Raw genomic sequence first — 18,960 nt, 5'->3', positions numbered from 1 at the left:
ACTCCTAATACATATTAATCCATTAACTCCTGCTGCTTTTTCTTTGAAAATGATTGTAGTACTAAATCATACGACCAATCAATCATTTTATTAATTTGCTCCTGCACTATATCCTTATGAATATAAACAGTATTCCAATGTTTTTTATTCATATGATACCCTGGAATAATGGTTTCTGGATAATCTTCTCTTATTCTTAATGCGACTTCTGGATCACACTTCAATGTAATCGCAGCTTTTTCGCCTTCTTCATGATTTACTATCGCAAATATTTTATTATTAAGCCTCATACATGTTGCACTCCAACCATCTGGAGAATCTTCTGTCGCTTTTCTTTTCGATAAACAGTATGCTCTTGTTGCATTCATTTTAATTGGCACCTCTTATTCTTTCCCTGTTTGATTACGATGCATCACAATTTGCTTCGTTGCTTGAAATTGCTGCTCACCGTAAAACTTTATTAGCTTCTCTCCGCAAAATAGACTAACAATATGAATATGAGATATTTCTCGAAGTAATATTGTAAGCATCTTCTCTCCAATACCTTTATTTCTTACACTCTCATGTACGACAACATCTTCAATGTATGCTCGAAAAACACCATCAGAAACGACTCTAGCAAATCCAACTAATTCATTTTCTTCCCATACTCCAATGGCTATACTATTCTTTAACATTTTTTCAATATCGACTTCTTTTCTTTCTGGCCACCAACCGACAGAATCATAAAGCTTCTTTATTTTTTCTGCACAGATTGGTTGTTCTTGTTGCAATTTATACGTGTACATATTCTTTCTCCTATCAAACAGTATACATAATATTATTATAATCTCTTTTCAAAAAAGTGCTGACTATGACCTTTCGGATGATCTTCAACGACACCATACTCCCTGTAACCGTGCTTTTTATAAAATTCTGGTGCTTGAAAACTAAATGAATCTAGCAATATTAATCTACACCCTTTCTCCTTCGCAATCCCTTCAATTTCATGTAAAAGTTGGCTGCCATAACCGTCATGACGAACTGATTCATCAACCCATAAAAAGTCGATATGAAGGTGATAAAAATACATCGTACCTGTTACGCCACCAAAAATTTTTCCTTCTTCATTTTTTACTACGAGGCGTACTTCTTCCATCGTCTGTCTTGCCTCATCTGTTAAGATGGACATATTATATTGAATAACTTTATTTTTAATATATTCTCCTTCAGTACGTGTACCGTTCTTTATATGTTTCATTTATATTGCTTCCTTTCAGCTTAGTAATCTACATTTTATTTTTTCTCTTTAAAATACTAATACATACGAATCCACCATATGTAACAAAGCATGAAAAGCCAATTATACCTGGTACAGAGACATATCCTACCCTTATGTAACTTATAACCGCAAAACAAACGATAGACAATAAAATAGATGGCCAAAATATAAGAGCTGTTTTTCTTCTTCCTCGTTGCGATGTACTTTCTTTCTCTCCAGAAACACGTGTGCCAAAAAGCAATACAATACAAATAAGGATCGCTGCAAAGTAAATTGTATCTAATGACAAATTGTGATCATATAGTGCGATTCCAACTTCAAGAGCAATAATCGTTAAAATTAAAATAATGATTGTTGAAGTCTTTAAGTTTCTTTTCAATCGCTCACTCCTAGCATGCTTTCACTATATTCTTTGTATATGTACTTTAAAACTGCTGCAAAAGCTTCATCTACCTCTTTATTTTCACTTCGATTCGGTAAATCTTTTCCCCCCATCACATAAAGAAGCGGAAATTCGTTAAACATTCCTATAATACCAATATTTATTGTAGCTGTGAGTAATCCACCTGTCATATGAGCTAAATGATAATATGGGATTTCTTCATACTCTCCTTGCTGTCTTACCATGCCGCTAATAATTGGTTCCCATAATTCTGGTTCTGATTTATAACCTTGAAAAGTTTGTATGAAAAGGGCAAGAACTTCACTTAATTCTCCAACATTTTTCTCATCTCTAGCATTCTCTTGTATATAAATTTTTGAAAAGTACGTTTGTGCGTACATTTTCACAGCATCCCATCCACCACAGTGCATTACAACTGACTGTGCAACGCAACTATCATGACAAGCAATCATTACCTCTACCGCTTGACTAAGTGTTAAAGAAGTTCTTCCTTGTAAATGCGGATATAACTGCGCACTATCTTCATGCGGATTAAATTTAATGTGATGAAGTATATCATTCCAATTATGTTTATTTTCCTTCACCATTTGCGTTACTACAAATCCAATGACTAATTTTGCTGCTGATGCTAACGGAATATTTAATTCATTATTATATGAAGCAACTATCCGATTATCTTTTGTAGAATAAATTGCCATTCCCACATAATTAGATTGTACCTCTTTTATTTTATTTATAACAGTTTCCATTTCCATCCCTCTTTTTATATCGTTATATTAACTTCTAATATTTCAACATTGAATGTAAAAAAACTTTTCATTAGCTATTAAAATAAGAAAAAGGTAGCATGAATTTTTTCTTGCTACCGAAAAATATTTATTCTTCTATAGGATTTTCAGGACCGTTAAGTTCCAGCTGATAAAAAGCTAAATCTAGCCATTTATTAAACTTATAACCAGCTTTTTTTATTGTTCCTGCATGAATAAATCCATAGTTTTGATGCAAGGCAATACTTTTCTCATTCTCTGCATCAATTCCAGCAATTAAGGTCATATACTCTCTTTCCTTTGCAATTTTGATTAATTCTTTCATTAATGAAGACCCAATGCCATTTTTTCTATATGCCTTATCTACATACACAGAATGTTCAACTGAATATTTATAAGCAGGCCACGCTCTAAATGGGCCGAATGTCGCAAATCCTACTACTTTATTATCTAATTCATATACGAAAATTGGATACCCTTCAGCCTTTTTTTGTTCATACCAATCTATTCTATTTTCAAGGGTTACAGGTTTATACGCATATACAGCTGTTGTATAAAGTATCGCATCGTTATAAATATCTAAAATGTATGCTAAATCTCTTTTCGTTGCTTCCCTTATCATTGTTTTCTTCCTTTCATCATGTTCATCTTATTTCACTATCTTTTCAATAGTTTTATTTTATCGAAATTTCCGATTTTTATCTACATACGAATACTAGCTTTTCGGAAACCATCAAGTATATTTATTGCAGCAGATAACATGTAGAAGAAAATTCCTCCCCCAATGAGCCACGTTTTAAACTCCTCTGGGGAAATAGTAAATGCATTTGCCAAATACGTAATAAATCCTGCGTTTAATAAATGTGGATTTACTACAATTACAATGAATATGATTGTTCCGACTACTTGAAGAATAGCATTTCCAATTGCCAACCTTTTCGTCCATTGTCCCTGTACTAACTTATAAAGTGATATAGCTACTTCGAAAACGATCATAACCAAAATTAGGGGCCAGTATTGAAGCAAAACATCTTGATTAAACGTTGGCGCGACAAACTTCAATCCGTTTTCTGTACCATGATATACGCCTACAAGATGATTCGCATAAAAGTAAAGTGTAGCCCATATTGCTGTCCACATTAAACCTCCAAAAACTTCAAACTTTGAAATCGCCTTTTTCTTCGGGATATACGAAACATTTTTCAAGTCATCTGGTGTCCATTTTTTTAAGCTTGTTGTTAATGGGTGTGGATCCTTTTCTTTATCAGTTCTTTCTAAAATAGCAAATACAAGTGTTAACCAGAAAAATACATGGAGACCCACTTCAAAAATTTCCCCTATACCTTTACCTATCAATTGTAAAATAACATTTAATACCGCTTGATCACCATTATAGCCTATAAAATTTTCTGCAACCATTGAAATGAGCGCAATAACAGCTGCAATTGGTATAATCATTTTTAATAGCGTCGTATATACATCAAAATAACGTGGTCCAATTAAATGCATTGGTCTATCCAAGTACCCATTAGCCAATGAAACTGGACTTCCCAATTTTTCGAGTATACTCTTCACATCTTCCTCATTATAATCGTCCGGTAACATATCCTCTATTGTTGACCGTAGTTCAAGTGTAATATCTTCACGATTTTGTTCAGGCAATCTCTTCGCAACTTCATGGACATACATATCAATCAAACTCATTTTCGTCCTCCTCCTTTAATAAGTTATAAAGTTCTTTCGAATCCTTTACCCACTGCTTTTTCAATTGTAAAAATATCTCTAATCCATATTCACTTAAAACATAATACTTACGAGGTCTACTCTCTGTTTTATCCCAACTACTCGTCACTAACTCCTGCTTTTCTAATCGGCGAAGTAGTGGATATAAAGTACTTTGATCAATTGTAATCCCTGATTGCTCCAATAACTGGACAAGTGAATATCCGTACTGCGGCGTTCTTAATTGACTTAAAACAGCTAACGTTAATGTCCCTCTTCTTAACTCAGTAATTAACGAGTTTAATAAAGTATCCATTCACTCACCTCATTTTCATTACTATATGTCATACAGTATGTGTTTTATACTATGTATCGTACAGTATTAATGTGACAAAAACTATAATCATTTACCAAAAAACGGATAATAAAAAGCGCAAATTATATGATTTTTGCTTTTTTAGCTAAGTTATATATCTATAGCACTCTAAAAGGTAGCAACCTTAACTACTAATTTTGAAGTTCCAGTAATGCTATATTAAGTTACAAATATCGTATACATATGATGTGAACATAACATTTCACTATAGGAAGCTATAAAAATGGCGAATTACCATGCTTGAATGATTCCCGTTTTCAGCACCTAATCAACGTTATTTCCTTCATAAACTTCATCTTGTTCAAAATCTTTATTTTTGTTTGGTTTATTAGAGAAAAATAAAAAAACAATTAAATTAGGTTAATTGTTTTTCAAATGCAAAATCTTTATTTTTTTAAATAATCTATGATATTCGAAAAGACAAACTCTCCAAATGCAAGTGGTATATAAATAAACCATAACTTTAATATTGCCTTTGTTTCTTTGTGATCAGAATCCCCCATTAAAACCAACCCTATCCTTTTTCTTCTAATATTTTCATTTTAATTCCAATAACAAGGAAATTATACCATTTATTAATGTTGTAGTCTATGTTTTCTAAAAATTAAATAAATACTAATATTTCATTACCTTAATATCCAGATAAACATAATATTTTTTTTACGTTTCATCTTCAAAGTCTATAATGAGTCCTGTTAGAACTGCTACATTACCAATCAATTGGATCCCGCGACCAATAAAATCCATCTTAAATTCTTCCCACTTTAATTTATGTAATGATATAATAACACTAAATTTTCAACACGTGCTTAATAGATTGGGGACTTATAATGGATAAACCTCTCACTGCATTACAAACTATTATTATACATATGAATACAAATGAACATTGGCATGATTTTATTTGTTACTGTCAGCATCGCGAAGCGGGACTTCGAAAATTAGCTTATAAACATTTAGAGACATTTATTTCAAATGCAAAGAAATGGGAATCAAAAGATCAAGAAGAGTTTGCCATTTCGTTGTTTACTATTTTAGATGCATTAAACGAAAAAGATGAGGTCTTAACTTTCTCACTAAATAGTTTTCTAATTGACATTCTATATAGATGGACAGAAAACAACCCGATTGATTCAAGACCTTTTAGATGGATAGGAATTTATATGGACTCTAGCAATAAAGATGACGATTTAGAAAAATTCCTTCGAAAAGCGATTGAATTAGGTGGTGATACCGAACAAGAAGCTATGATATACCTAGTTTCTAATTACATCCATACTTTAGAATTTGGTACACATGAATTCCCTTCAGGTTATTGCGGAGATTTAAGCGAATGTATAGAAAAACTTCCCTATATGCTTCAATTAATTAATAGAATTCAGAATAAGAACATAAAGGAGCAAAACATTGGTCAAATACAAGAACAACTACACTTAATTCTAGATTGGTTAAAACATACACAAATTCCAGTAGATGCTGTTCATATATGGGAAAAAGAACAAACTAAGGAATTAGAAATGGTCATTGTATATTATTTACACAACAGCTCAAGTCGTTAATTCATCTTGTACAGAGATAATACAGTTGTTTAAAACATAATAAAATTGTTTAAAAAACGCCAGTCATGTTATTCAACAATCGGACTATATAATGGAATGAATCCTTGCAAAAATTAGAAATATTTGAAATAATCGTTATTAAGTTGAAGCAGAACGATTGCAGAAAAAGGTGATACGACTTTTTCTTACTTAAGAATCGCGAAACAGTTGAAAATTTTAATTAATTATATTCCGAAAGGGTGTGTGTAGTATCTTATCAACTAATGTTTTTACTTATAAATCTAAGGATGGAAAAACAGTAATAATTAGAGAAGCTAAAGAACAGGATGCAGAAAGAATACTAGATTCTGCTTCAAAAGCTTTAATAAACGCTCCATACATGCTAAGTACGGTTGAGGATGTAAAAAAGGTACGTATCGATGCTATTCAAAAAACGTTAAAAGCTTATCATGAAAATCCAAATTATGTACAGTTTATTGCTGAAGTTGATGGTAAGTTAGTCGGTGCAATAGATTTTAAGAACGGAAACAAAGAAAAAATTAGTCATCAAGGGGCTTTTGCGATGACCATACTACCTGAATATCGAAATTATGGTATTGGAAGAGCTCTTCTAGAAACGTTAATCAATTGGGCTAAAAATAACAGTAAGATTGAAAAAGTTTGTCTTGAGGTAATGGAAGATAATCTAGGTGCAATCCAGTTATATAAGAATCTAGGCTTCTTTGAAGAGGGTAGAAAAGCAAAGGGTGTAAAATTGGATGATAGCTATCAAAATTTAATATTAATGGCTTTATTCGTTTAAAATTGAACATTAATTTCAATATAAAAAGAGGATCTTCATGGTCATCTCCCTGTTAAGTAGACAGTAATAGAAATCCTCTTTTTATATTTATCCCACATTAGCTTGCAGTAAAACTCCCCACTGATTATAGTTCCACTTTATTTTAATCCTTTAATTAAAGGTGACGCTTCCCCACTATGGAAAATCCATAAGTCATGAAGTGATCTCGTACATCCGACATATAGTAATTTTGCATCATGTTTTGTGTTTTTGTAATGTTCTTCATCCACATCAATTAAAAGCACCGCATCAAATTCTAAACCTTTCGCTAAATAGACAGGTACTACTGATATACCACCTTCATATTTACTTTGGTTTGCTTCAATTACGTTGACCGTTAATCCTGCATTTGTTAATTTCACATATATATCACGGCATTCATCTTCTGTTCTTCCGATTACCGCAATTGTTTTCACATCTGCATTTTGCAAATGTTTTACCGTCTTCACAATTTCAGTAAATTGATTTTCTGCATGAATTACTTTCACATCTTCTCCACTGCGGAAGACTGGTGTTGCGAGTCCTACTGGGATTTCTGCATTTTTAATTATTTCATTTGCAAATTCAATAATTTCTTTTGTAGAACGATAACTTCTTGTCAATTCATAATAACCGGTTTCTTGGAATACTTCCTTAAAAGCATTCCAATCTTCAATTCCTTGGTAATCATAAATCGCTTGCGATAAATCACCTAATATAGTGAAAGAATTACCTAATGTAATTTCTTTTAATACATAAACTTGGAAAGGCGAAAAATCTTGCGCTTCATCAATAACAACGTGATGAAACTTCTGCCCGATTTCAATCCCTGTTATACGATGATGTATGTATATTAAAGCTGGTAAATCTTCTACATACACTTCTTTTTTACGACAACTCTTTTCTGTTTCTTTAACAAGTTCTTCAGGTAATGCCTCAAGTATTTCTTTACTTTTTACTATTGAACTATACAGTGAAAGAGCACTCATTTTCGGCCAAAACTTCATATATGCGTTCAGTCTCTTAGTCGCTTCTTTTTTTAGTAATTTTTTCTCGTTTGTTTCCCCGAATTTTTTAAGCTCAATTTCAATCCAGCGCTTCATTCGTCCTACTAATCGTTCTCTTCTTTTCTGTAAAGGATAATGTTTATATTCAACTTGCATCCATTTTTTAATATCTTCTACTGGAATAATCGCGCTATCCCACGCCTCAAAATCTTTTGTCGGAACTAACTCATTTTCAAATTGGATCATTCTCTCTTCAATAAACGTCTTAAATTCCAACGTACCCTTTAATTTACCTAGCATTACCTTCTTTTCATCACGATTAATTGAAAATGCTTCTTTCAATTTTTCTTCTGTCTGCTTTAGTTTCACTGAATCATCTAACGTACGTAATGCCCAATCCGGAAACGTTGTTTGATTAATATTCCCTACACCTAATTCAGGAAGTACACTCGAAATATAGTCTAAAAACAGACTATTCGGCGCAAATACGATCATTCTTTCTGCTTCTAGTTGTTCACGATATTCATAAATTAAAAAAGCAAGGCGATGTAAAGCAATTGTTGTCTTTCCGCTCCCTGCAACCCCTTGAATAAGTAATGGTAAATTTCTTTCCGCTCGAATAATATCATTTTGTTCCGATTGAATCGTTGAAACAATATCCTTTAGCTTATTATCTTTATTCTCACCTAATCGATATAGAAGAAAATCATCGGCATGCGATACATCTTCATTTCCTTTTACATATGTATCAACAACACGTTCAAGTTCTCTTTTTCGAATGGAAATGTTTCGTTTTAAATACACATCACCTTCTACTAATCCATCTGGTGATTGATAAAATGCTAATTCGTCTCCACCGGTAAATGAATAAAACATACTTGCGACAGGTGCCCGCCAATCGATAATGATTGGCTTCATCGTGTCCATATCCGAAACCCCTACTTTTCCGATATAAATCGGCATAACTTCTTCTTTTCCATCTTCCTGAAAATCTAATCTTCCAAAGTACGGCTCTTGCACACCAATACGTAAGTTTTGTCTATTAGACTCCCTCATACTTTCAAGAATTTGCTCTTTAAAATCTTCTCCATAATAAACTGGGATTTTTTCAAGCTTATCCAATTGCTCATCCATTGTATGTAAAGTATCCTTCATTTTTTGTAACTCATCTTCAAATATGTTGCTCATTTCGACGATTCCCTCCTGTCCGTTCTAATTTTTCAGTCGAAGTATCATTGTATTAAAAATTCAATCATAAAGTCAATAGTTTCCATTTAAATTTTCCGAAAAAACTTACTTTTCATCTTTCTAATTTAAAAAGAATATGCAACATCTAAATCACACAAATACACATATAGTATAATGATGCATGCAAAAGATACTACTTTCTATTTGTCTCCTATTTAATTTATCTATTAAAAAACATTGTAAAAATTAAAGACTTTAATCAATGGGCGTTTTACTGCCCATAAATAGTAGGATAAATAAAAGTAAAGGAGGCTCTTCAAATGAATATTTTGAATCTATCTCAAGATTAAATATGCTTCTATCTGGCTGTATCCTTATGGTTTGTTGGTCAATTATGTATGTTGAAATATATAGACTTACAAAATCCGTCTGGCCATGCGTTATCATGCATGCGATTGAGGATGCTGTTCCTGCTGTTTTAGTTACCCTAACAGGGATTATTACCCTTACAAACAGTAGTGATTTTTGGTTAAATCCTATTAGCGGGGTCGCTGCTACTGTTTTATTTCTCGGAATTGGAATCGTACTAAGAACTATAAGAATAAAAAGAGAACGACAATTATTCACACAATAAAAAGCAGATAATGAATTCGTCATTATCTGCTTTCCAATTTTTAAAACTACCTTATTATATTTTTTGATACATAAGCCAGTCACCAGAGTCTATCACTTTCTTTAACATCTTTTTATCTTGAGCGATATACACATATGCCTCAATTTCCCTATCAGCAACATATACTGTTTGCGTGATTCGATCATATAAATCAGTCTCCGCATTACCTGTATATTCTTCTAGTTCATCTAACTTACACAATATCTCATCATTTACTACATAAATTTCTCCATACACCTGTTCTTCAATCGAATAAGTCATGGCCGGATATCCTTCGTTCGTATCAAATAATTTGCCATATGTCCAAGCTCTGTCTGCGATGCATGTTGCACCTAGCATATAATGAGCATTCGTTTGTCCTCTTCTTAACGTGCCATAAACGAAAACATGATACATAAATTCTTATCCCCTTTATATGCCTCTACTTTCTTATTTGTAAATAAGCACGAATCATAAAGTAACTCACTTCATTCGGAAGCTGTTCTTTAATAGATTTCAGACCACCATCTGCATTTTGAACGGCAGTTTCAATAAGAGATTCATACTCTGCTGGAACAAAGCTTTTCCAATCTACTTCCATTCCATCCTCATAGCAGCGAATTAAATGGTTTTCGATTGTTTGTCTTGATAAGTTACGTTCTTTTGCAATCTCATTCAAATCAATACCTTGTTTATACATTTCATACGTTTCTAAATGAGAATTTGCGGACGCTTTTCCTGACTTTTTACGCTCTGAAACTACTTCTGTCTTAATCGTTTCAGCATAATTTGGATTTTCCTCAATAAAATGCTGAACTGCTTGTAAGAAGTGCGAGCCATATTTCACAAGTTTGTGTTCTCCGATACCTTTTACCGTCAACAATTCGGAATCACTTTGCGGCATTTTCACACACATATCTTTTAATGTTTGGTCAGAGAAAATAACGAACGGAGGTACACCTTCTCCTTGTGCAATTTCTTTACGTACTTCACGAAGCACTTCAAATAAAGGATGGTCTTGAACAATTTGTCTTGTCTCTACTCTTTCTTTTCGTAAAACATTCTCTTTACCAAGTAATACTTCTTTCCCTTTTTCAGTTACTTTTAACGTCGGATAAGTGCCATGCTCAACTGCAATTAACTCGTCTGAAATTAAAAACTCAATAAACTCACTGACCTCTTTTACACTACGGTTCGATAAAAGCCCATACGTTGGTAAAGTATGAAAATTAAATTCAATAACTTTCTTATTCTTCGACCCAGTTAATACTTGCGCTATCATTTGCTTTCCAAAGCGTTGGTTCGTTCTAATCATGCATGATAAAACCATTTGTGATTCCCTTGTCACATCGATGCTCTCGCGATTGTCTGTACAATTACCACAGCGTCCACAATCTTCTTTCGGTTCTTCTCCAAAGTATTGCAAAATGAATGATTGTAAACATTGTTCTGTATGACAGTAATCGGTCATATTTTGCAATTTTTCAAGTTCATTTGAAAAACGTGATTCTCCAGTTGATTGATCAATTAAAAAACGCTGTACTTGTACATCTTGAGAAGAATATAACAATATACATGTACTATCTAATCCGTCACGACCAGCACGTCCTGCTTCTTGATAGTAACTTTCCATATTTTTTGGAAGCTGATAATGAATTACGTAACGAATATTCGATTTATCAATACCCATCCCGAATGCAGATGTTGCTACCATTACACTTACTTCATCTCGTAAAAAGAGTTCTTGTTGCTCATTTCGATCAATATCACTCATACCAGCGTGATATTTTGATACAGAAACTCCTGCCTTCATTAAATCTTCATATAACTGATCGACTACTTTTCTAGTAGCTGCATATATAATCCCAGATTCCTTTTGATTTTGACGAATATAATCCGCCAAATATGCATTTCGATCTTGCCCTTTAATAACAGAAAACGATAAGTTCTCACGCTCAAACGTTGTCATAATTGTATTTTCTTTATTAATTTCAAGTGTATTACAAATATCATCACGTACTTGCGGTGTTGCTGTTGCTGTTAATGCTAATACGAGCGGCTTTTCTGGTAGATAATCTAATATGCGATGTATATGTAAATAACTTGGACGAAAATCATGTCCCCACTGTGAAATACAGTGTGCTTCATCAATCGCAATCATAGGGATTTTCATATCGATAAGTTGGTCAACAAACTCCATCGAATCAAGACGCTCAGGCGCGACATAAAGTAATTTGTAATGTCCTTGTTTCGCTAATTGAATTCGCTGATTTGCTTCAGCAATAGAAATAGAACTATTAATATATGTAGCTGAAATGCCATTCTGTACCAATGTATCTACTTGATCCTTCATAAGTGATATTAAAGGAGATATAACCAACGTCGTGCCTTCAAATACTAATGCCGGAATTTGATAACAAATTGACTTACCGCCACCCGTTGGCATAATACAAACTGTATCTTTCCCATCTAGTACATTTTTAATTGTTTCATCTTGTCCTCTTCGAAACGAAGAATAACCAAAGTAGGACGCTAAAAGTTCTTGTGCTTTAGTAAACAAAAAAGAGTCACCTGCTTTTCTTTATCTTTCATCTACTTCTATTATATCAATCACTTATGCGACTTGAAAGGGATGGATAAACGCTTATTGTTTTTTCATTATTCTATATTTAATATGAATTAGCATCCGTGTTTTATATGTTTACAACATTTATAACGTAAATCCAGTACACAAGAAGAAAGAGTTTCAATTTAAATGTTCATTTTATTTCCCTTTCTTGAATACTACTAATCGTATACATATAAATTCAGGAGGTTACTATATGAAGCATCGTAATATGAGTTCCATCACAGCGAAAACGAAAACACAAAAACTCCAATTCTCTAATAATGATGCGTGGAAATATGAATCATACTATAAGTATCAGCCATTATTCTCTTATAAAAAGCTTTTTAATTTTCTTTCTCAACTTTTTAGACGTTAATATATGCGCAAAAAACATATCATTCACAGAATTTTTCTCAATATTAAATGTATAGACTTACTACAATTCAGTTGTTACCATATATAATAATCTGTTGGATAAACCCCTTAAGTTGACCTGCTTATATTAGCAGGTCTTTTTCATGATTACATACTTCTGTGTACCTCGATCTCACTTCCAAGTCTTTTCTCCATTTTATAACCATATTTAACTCCCAACAATTCATGATAATCATGAATTGTTGGGAGTTAAATTGTTCACATATAATTATGCAATTCTTCTTTCTCAATACACAAAAGACATTTTACTTGTTACTACATACTTCTGTGTACCTCGATCTCACTTCCAAGTCTTTTCTCCATTTTATAACCATATTTAACTCCCAACAATTCATGTGAATTGTTGGGAGTTAAATTGTTCACATATAATTATGCAATTCTTCTTTCTCAATACACAAAAGACATTTTACTTGTTACTATAAAAGTACTCCAGATGAGTTTTTTGCTCATCGACATTATCTAGTTATTGGGGCCTGCCGCGGGAAGCAGGTCCCTTTGACTGTATGAAGGTCCTAATTTCATTTGGACACATTTACCAGGTTTTTTCAAAAGAATTTTATGATAACATTACGTAGTCGAGTCCGACATCTCGGCAATACCCTTTTGAGGGTCTGCAACTTCCCTTGCAGACCCTCTTTTACTTTATATTCAATTTATTCATATATACCACAACATCATTCATTGAATTTCTCCATTTCAAATTCCCTAAAAATAATCTAGGACACGTAACTAAAAATAAATCTTCATCATACTTTGAGTTATACATGTTCAAAGGAGTGTTACTATTTATGTATTCTTATTGGCAATCGTATTACTCCCCCTACCATAACCCTTATGTAAACTATGATTTATCCGTACGGAACTACCGAATTAGTAAAAATGAGAATTTTTTAAAAGGGTATATGCGTTCTTTATGGGAACAACACGTCGCTTGGACGAGATTGGCTATTATAAGTATAGTCTTTAATTTACCAGATGTTAACGTTACTGTTGGACGACTTCTACAAAACGCAACACATATGGGACTATCACTTGAACCATTTTACGGTGAGGATGCAGTGAAAAAATATAGTGCATTAATTAAAGATCACTTAGTAATTGCAGCGGATCTTGTTAAAGCCGCAAAAGCTGGTAATCAAAATGCAGCGGCCGCTATAGAGAAAAAATGGTACGCTAATGGTGATGAAATTATTGAATTTCTTAACAGTATCAACCCATATATAGATAAAGAAGAATTTAGAAAAATGTTTTATGAACATTTAGCACTAACGAAAGCAGAAGCACTTGCCTTCCTAAATAAAGATTATGAAGCAGGAGTAAAACTTTACGATAAAATTGAAAAAGAAGCATTGGAAATGGCCGACATGATAACAAACGCAATCGTAAAACAATTCCCGCAAGTATTTCAATAAAGTGAAACTTTAATCAGAGTAGGTATTACTACTAAGTAATACTTGATAAAAATAAGTCGGTTTCCAAACATAAATCGGCTTATTTAGTTTTCTCTCCATGATATTTCACCTCTCCTCTTTACATTTAGCTTATATCGATATATTTTATTAATATCCGTTTTTTATAGGAGGAAATAGTTTGATTAACGCAATTGGTCTCGTTTTTATACTTACAAATAAACACGAGAAAAAAAAGAAAGTTTACTTAAATGAAAAATTTGCACTAATAGATATTATTGATTCTAAAGAAGTATTTGATGATGAAGGGAATCCTTTAGTAGAACTAACATGTAAATACAGTATATATTTAGATGAAAAATATTACTGTAAATCTCTCGATGATTATACCGGACAAGTATTTCCTTTCTTAAGTGCAAAAATAGGAAAAGGTCTTCTAAGAAACTTAAACTACTACTTTTCTTACGTTGATGCCTATGATAAGAAACCACCAGTTAAAGAAATAAGACCACTTATGAAACAAGTAACGAACAGATAGCCAAAAATACAAAAAAAGAAAGCATCTAACTCTGGATGTTTTCTTTTTTATTGAAAACTCATTAACTTTCATCCTCTTCTAAAAGTATGTATCCAAGCATATTTTAAATTAAAAACATTGGAGGATTAGAGTGAATGAAATACTCAGAAACAATTATAAGCAAACGACTTCGAATACTTAAAATGACGGGTATGTTTTTCATGCTAGTGTTAATAGCATGGATTGGCTATACAAAATTACTTTATGAAAACGGCTTTCTTCAAGAAAAAAAGAATTCAGTAGAAGTAATGAACACTAGCATTACAGGAGAAATAGAGCAGCTTTTTCATATAAACTTGCAAGGTTATCGAAAAACAAGCCTTGATGCTGTTATAGAAGCAAGCAAAACCGATCCAAGTGAACTATCCCTAATTGAACTGGTCAACAAATCCTGCTCGCGAGATTGCATAGGCGAACCAGTAACATATGTAAACTCAAACAATGGATATATCTTTTATAAGGAATCTAATGGAACTAATGTAGCTATAACGGTTAAAAAGAAAGACACATGGGTAATTGTAAAGAAATCTGTTCAAGATGGAATATAATCACCCAAAAAAAGAGTACGTATCGTACTCTTTTTTATTATTAATACCCTTCCTCTTCATGAATACAATGGCATTTCGGTTTTGTTTTACAATGACATTTTTCACATTCACATTTCGGTTTCTCTTTGCAACAACATTCGTGAAAATCATTGCGTTTACATCTACATCTCCCAAACATTAAATTATCCCAAAATGTATTACAATTTTGGGAATGCCCACAATGACAAGTATTCCCCATGAATCTGCTTCCTCCTTAATAGAATTCATCATATTCTATGTTTAAAAGTATACAAAGGCTTGTTTATTAGTCTATTTTCTCCATATTATAAGTAGAGTTAAAAGATTACATAAAAATAAAAAAACGTCACATGACGGCTTTTTATTTAGCAAACTACTCTTTTGTATAAAAATATTTAATTCCTTTCGTATCTAACCAAGCAGTTGCTTTGTCCAGTTCGTTCCCTTGACGATAATCTGTTTCGAAATACACAAGCCCTTGGTTATCTCCACGAGATATTATTTTAGAAGTATATCCAAGCTTATCCATCATTTGAATCATGTCAGGAACTAAATTTACACCAAATTCATAAGTAACTACTTTGTTATATTTATTCACTATAATTCCAACCCCTTCTTGTTTTTTTATCGGCTCAACAATTGGATTTGTAAACCAAGCTAACGGCTTATTTCCAATCAGCTTATTTAAATCACACTTGCCGATACCAGCCACATTCCCTGTTTCTGTGTATTGCCAAATATCACATGAATACGCCGGTTTGTTACCACCATAACGAGGAATCCATACAAAATCAGAATTGACATTTGCCATTCCAAATGGAGCATACATATGATGAGCAATATATAAACTAGCCTTCTTAGCTCCTAATCTGCGTAATTCATCAATAAAAGCTTGTGCACCCGCTCTCATATCGTTCATTGTTCTTGCTTCTACGTCAGCTACCCAAACTGTTGCATTTTTATCACCACGGTTCCAAAAGTCTCTTGCTTCTATCCGTGCATCCTCTACTGAAACGAAACGACAGAACGCATAATTACCAAACGGAATATTCCTTGCTTTCATTGCTTGTACATAATTTTTATATAAAGGATCTACATAGTTTGAACCATCTTGCACACGTGCAATTACGAAATCCAATTGTGGTGCTGCGATATCCCAGTTAATGTCGCCATTCCATTTCGAAATATCCACAATATAACCCATTATTTAACATCTCCTTTTTCATTATTATATTCAAAGCTTGTTTTTTTGCTATTATCAACTAATAAATAGTATGAGAGGTAGTATATTATTGGGTAATAATTTAAAATTCGGCTTATGTATTGAGAAAACAAAATATTATTACAGGTTTAACAAGTAAAGATTTACAAAGCTCTAAACTATATAAAGTGAAACTATAATTAGTAGGAGGCTACGAGCAGTGAAATTCACACTTAATTTCTTAGCTTCATCCGAATTTTGAGGTGAGAATTTTACTTCCCGCAAATAGCTTGATAAATAAAACCACCTTTCTGACAGGTGGTTTTGTGTACTAATTTACATATACATTGTCCATATTTTTATAGTTACTTAATATACTTGTTAACTAAAAATAAGACAATTTTTAGTTTTTAATCAAACCAATTTTCGTTTTATCTCACGTACTCATAGTACCATTTACGTGCATCTAACCAAGCTGTAAATTTATCGATATTCCCGGACGGATAGCCATTCGTTATAGCATAACCAATGCCATCTTTCTGAACGACAATTTGTCCATCAATACCCGCATCTACCATAGCTTGAGCCAAAGCTTGTAAATTACTAAATGCTACACCACCAGTTTTTACTTTGAGCAAATCCGCTGCACCTCCTCCAGTTTGTCCTGTAAGAGCAAATACAACAGAATTAGCGATTTTATCAACATTCCACTTTGCCATATCAGATTCATTGTCAATAAATCCTAATTCTATAAGAATAGCAGGTGCTTTCGTCCCATTTAATACCGCTAAATCTGTACGCTGTTTCGCACCTCGATCACGCCATCCAATATCTTTTGCTAGTTGAGCTGAGATTTTAGCCGCCAAATCTTTCTGATCATAATACAAAACCTCAACACCCTGTCCATTTCCATCACTTGCATTAAGATGAAAAGAAATAACTAAATCCACAGCATGGGAATTGCTATTCCGAATGATATTATTTAAATTTTGTGATTGAGTTGCCCCTACCTCGTCCGTATCGTCATAAACCGTGTGTCCTAGGGATCTTAACTTAGCCGCCACAGCATCTTTAACTTGCCTATCTAAAACGTGTTCTTTCCGATTCCCAAAATTAGCACCTTGAACAATACTATTGTGTCCTCCGTGCAAACTATATCTGGCCATTATTTATCAACATCTCCTTTCTTAATATCCTATTCAAAACTTGTCTTATTGCTATTCCCTCTTACAATCTTAACTGTACCCATATGTCCTACATTTTCTAGAAGTGAAGCAATTTGTTATCGATATAAAAAAGCTATCGCTTCATAAATCGAATGATTTATTCTCTAAATTACTTTTACATGAATGACGACACGAACAAAAAAAAGCATCACCCTTTCGGCGATGCCTAAAAACTCTATTTTACTTTTCAGCTCCCTAAATAAATAGAGTTTAAAATCACTGAAACTACACCTATATTTCCTCCCCTTCCTTCACAGCTTCTTTCAACCTCTGCAACATATATCCAATCCCTTTACACCCCTCTAGCGGATATGTAATCATTTCTTCTGGATATAACTTTGTCACTACTTTTTTATGCTTCTTCCCTGCTAGTAAGACGATTTCGTCAAACTGTAATAAACTTTTATCTACCATCTGGTTTTGTAATTGCTCTATATTTATTACCCCATCGCTTTTGGAATCAAATGCAAGATCATAGTTTTCTAATACAATATCATTTGGTCTTAAAAATCCATGTTTCGCCGATAATATAACCCAGTTTTCGAAAAACATAGTTGCGTACGCCTGACATGCTTTTCCGAACGGACTAATATACACATCTTTTGCTTCCATCGGTCCGTAGTCTGAATGTTTATCCCAAATTTTCTTTTTTCCACATGGAATTATACATATCCTTTTCATATATTTCTACTCCCTTTACTTTGGTAAATAAAATTCGTTATTTTGTACATTTTTCTCTCAAAATACTATATAATAATTCTGAAAAGTTTAAATTACACATTTTACCATATATGCACTATGGATCACTCTCATTGCAAATATTATAATACCATAAAAATTTTTGCATTTTTTTCTTCAAATTTTTATAATTAAATTTAAATATTATGATTTATAAATTAAATTAGGAAGGAGGTCCATAAAAATGAAAAATATTATCCCTGCACTATTAGTCTATTTTATTGTTTGCGTTATTTCCGTTATCATCCCAGCATCTGAAGGCTATAATTATGTCGGCTGGAAGTTATTTGTTGGGCAAGTGTATGCGATACCTATTTTCTTCATTACTGCTATAATTACATTTTATATAAACAAGAAAAAATCTTACGAATAAACGATTATAAGGATAGCTAACGCTATCCTTATTTTAATTCGTTAATCAAATTTAGAATGACCCTTGCAGTAC

Annotated in this window: 22 protein-coding genes and 1 pseudogene; 8 read left to right on the top strand and 15 right to left on the bottom strand. The window is 32.8% G+C overall.

Translation table 11 applies throughout. The features are described from left to right. Positions 1–14 precede the first annotated feature (14 nt). From DN401_RS00790 to DN401_RS00755, 8 genes are all read right to left on the bottom strand, one after another. Complete coding sequence (locus DN401_RS00790; protein WP_000994621.1) at positions 15–368, bottom strand: MmcQ/YjbR family DNA-binding protein; 354 nt, start codon at positions 366–368, stop codon at positions 15–17. Between the two features lie 15 nt (positions 369–383). Further along, positions 384–788, bottom strand: a complete 405-nt coding sequence (locus DN401_RS00785) for a GNAT family N-acetyltransferase (protein WP_000288973.1) — start codon at positions 786–788, stop codon at positions 384–386. A gap of 35 nt (positions 789–823) precedes the next feature. Beyond that, complete coding sequence (locus DN401_RS00780; RefSeq protein ID WP_000680537.1) at positions 824–1,240, bottom strand: GNAT family N-acetyltransferase; 417 nt, start codon at positions 1,238–1,240, stop codon at positions 824–826. A 28-nt stretch (positions 1,241–1,268) separates the two neighbouring features. After that, positions 1,269–1,640, bottom strand: a complete 372-nt coding sequence (locus tag DN401_RS00775) for a hypothetical protein (RefSeq protein ID WP_000827997.1) — start codon at positions 1,638–1,640, stop codon at positions 1,269–1,271. Next, the gene (locus DN401_RS00770) at positions 1,637–2,413 is read right to left on the bottom strand and encodes a serine hydrolase (protein ID WP_065212630.1); all 777 of its coding nucleotides are present in this window, start codon (positions 2,411–2,413) and stop codon (positions 1,637–1,639) included. The genes DN401_RS00775 and DN401_RS00770 overlap by 4 nt, the downstream gene beginning before the upstream one ends. Positions 2,414–2,540: 127 nt before the next feature. Then, the gene (locus tag DN401_RS00765; protein ID WP_000617522.1) at positions 2,541–3,053 is read right to left on the bottom strand and encodes a GNAT family N-acetyltransferase; all 513 of its coding nucleotides are present in this window, start codon (positions 3,051–3,053) and stop codon (positions 2,541–2,543) included. Positions 3,054–3,133: 80 nt separating this feature from the next. Beyond that, on the bottom strand, positions 3,134–4,135 hold the full coding sequence (locus DN401_RS00760; protein WP_098771352.1) for an HAAS signaling domain-containing protein: 1,002 nt from the start codon (positions 4,133–4,135) through the stop codon (positions 3,134–3,136). Continuing rightward, positions 4,122–4,469 carry a PadR family transcriptional regulator gene (locus DN401_RS00755; RefSeq protein ID WP_000380296.1) on the bottom strand — a complete coding sequence of 116 codons (348 nt, stop codon included), beginning with the start codon at positions 4,467–4,469 and terminating at the stop codon, positions 4,122–4,124. The genes DN401_RS00760 and DN401_RS00755 overlap by 14 nt, the downstream gene beginning before the upstream one ends. An 890-nt stretch (positions 4,470–5,359) precedes the next feature. Between DN401_RS00755 and DN401_RS00750 the strand changes: the two genes are divergently transcribed. After that, positions 5,360–6,088 carry a hypothetical protein gene (locus DN401_RS00750; RefSeq protein ID WP_149287438.1) on the top strand — a complete coding sequence of 243 codons (729 nt, stop codon included), beginning with the start codon at positions 5,360–5,362 and terminating at the stop codon, positions 6,086–6,088. A gap of 241 nt (positions 6,089–6,329) precedes the next feature. After that, positions 6,330–6,890 carry a GNAT family N-acetyltransferase gene (locus tag DN401_RS00745; RefSeq protein ID WP_000337118.1) on the top strand — a complete coding sequence of 187 codons (561 nt, stop codon included), beginning with the start codon at positions 6,330–6,332 and terminating at the stop codon, positions 6,888–6,890. 137 nt (positions 6,891–7,027) lie between these two features. On the opposite strand, the gene DN401_RS00740 is transcribed toward DN401_RS00745, so the two are convergent. Continuing rightward, positions 7,028–9,103, bottom strand: a complete 2,076-nt coding sequence (locus DN401_RS00740; protein ID WP_000065173.1) for a HelD family protein — start codon at positions 9,101–9,103, stop codon at positions 7,028–7,030. 319 nt (positions 9,104–9,422) lie between these two features. On the opposite strand from DN401_RS00740, the pseudogene DN401_RS00735 reads away from it, so the two are divergent. Further along, positions 9,423–9,737 (top strand): annotated as a pseudogene (locus tag DN401_RS00735) (CPBP family intramembrane glutamate endopeptidase); the annotation flags it as partial. A 54-nt stretch (positions 9,738–9,791) separates the two neighbouring features. Here DN401_RS00735 and DN401_RS00730 read toward each other — a convergent pair. Next, complete coding sequence (locus DN401_RS00730) at positions 9,792–10,172, bottom strand: gamma-glutamylcyclotransferase family protein (RefSeq protein WP_000274904.1); 381 nt, start codon at positions 10,170–10,172, stop codon at positions 9,792–9,794. 25 nt (positions 10,173–10,197) lie between these two features. Then, positions 10,198–12,315 (bottom strand): DNA helicase RecQ, encoded by a 2,118-nt coding sequence (recQ, locus tag DN401_RS00725; RefSeq protein WP_000494261.1) that lies wholly within the window; start codon positions 12,313–12,315, stop codon positions 10,198–10,200. Positions 12,316–12,577: 262 nt separating this feature from the next. Between recQ and DN401_RS29665 the strand changes: the two genes are divergently transcribed. The 4 genes from DN401_RS29665 to DN401_RS00710 all read left to right on the top strand — a co-directional run bounded on the left by DN401_RS29665 (position 12,578) and on the right by DN401_RS00710 (position 15,332). Then, on the top strand, positions 12,578–12,739 hold the full coding sequence (locus DN401_RS29665) for a hypothetical protein (protein WP_000682743.1): 162 nt from the start codon (positions 12,578–12,580) through the stop codon (positions 12,737–12,739). Positions 12,740–13,586: 847 nt separating this feature from the next. After that, positions 13,587–14,210, top strand: a complete 624-nt coding sequence (locus tag DN401_RS00720; protein WP_000287728.1) for a hypothetical protein — start codon at positions 13,587–13,589, stop codon at positions 14,208–14,210. 178 nt (positions 14,211–14,388) lie between these two features. After that, positions 14,389–14,745, top strand: a complete 357-nt coding sequence (locus DN401_RS00715) for a hypothetical protein (protein ID WP_000606231.1) — start codon at positions 14,389–14,391, stop codon at positions 14,743–14,745. Positions 14,746–14,879: 134 nt separating this feature from the next. Then, a complete protein-coding gene (locus tag DN401_RS00710; protein ID WP_000877572.1) occupies positions 14,880–15,332 on the top strand; it encodes a hypothetical protein in 453 nt (150 codons plus the stop codon). On the opposite strand, the gene DN401_RS29660 is transcribed toward DN401_RS00710, so the two are convergent. The 4 genes from DN401_RS29660 to DN401_RS00695 all read right to left on the bottom strand — a co-directional run bounded on the left by DN401_RS29660 (position 15,333) and on the right by DN401_RS00695 (position 18,458). Beyond that, positions 15,333–15,506: a hypothetical protein gene (locus tag DN401_RS29660; RefSeq protein ID WP_000503000.1), complete on the bottom strand. Its 174-nt coding sequence runs from the start codon at positions 15,504–15,506 to the stop codon at positions 15,333–15,335. 217 nt (positions 15,507–15,723) lie between these two features. Then, positions 15,724–16,554: a GH25 family lysozyme gene (locus tag DN401_RS00705; RefSeq protein WP_149287437.1), complete on the bottom strand. Its 831-nt coding sequence runs from the start codon at positions 16,552–16,554 to the stop codon at positions 15,724–15,726. A 428-nt stretch (positions 16,555–16,982) separates the two neighbouring features. Next, positions 16,983–17,717, bottom strand: a complete 735-nt coding sequence (locus DN401_RS00700; protein WP_000135290.1) for an N-acetylmuramoyl-L-alanine amidase — start codon at positions 17,715–17,717, stop codon at positions 16,983–16,985. 291 nt (positions 17,718–18,008) lie between these two features. Further along, a complete protein-coding gene (locus tag DN401_RS00695; protein ID WP_000820905.1) occupies positions 18,009–18,458 on the bottom strand; it encodes a DUF6884 domain-containing protein in 450 nt (149 codons plus the stop codon). Between the two features lie 241 nt (positions 18,459–18,699). On the opposite strand from DN401_RS00695, the gene DN401_RS00690 reads away from it, so the two are divergent. After that, entirely contained in the window at positions 18,700–18,888 is a 189-nt protein-coding gene (locus DN401_RS00690) for a DUF4017 family protein (protein ID WP_000789485.1), read from the top strand. Positions 18,889–18,960: the final 72 nt, after the last annotated feature.

Source organism: Bacillus sp. BF2-3, from assembly GCF_008368795.1.
In the GTDB taxonomy this organism is placed as follows: Bacteria; Bacillota; Bacilli; order Bacillales; family Bacillaceae_G; genus Bacillus_A; species Bacillus_A cereus.
Note: the sequence above shows the minus strand (reverse complement) of the source record. Positions and strands in the feature narration are given on the sequence as shown.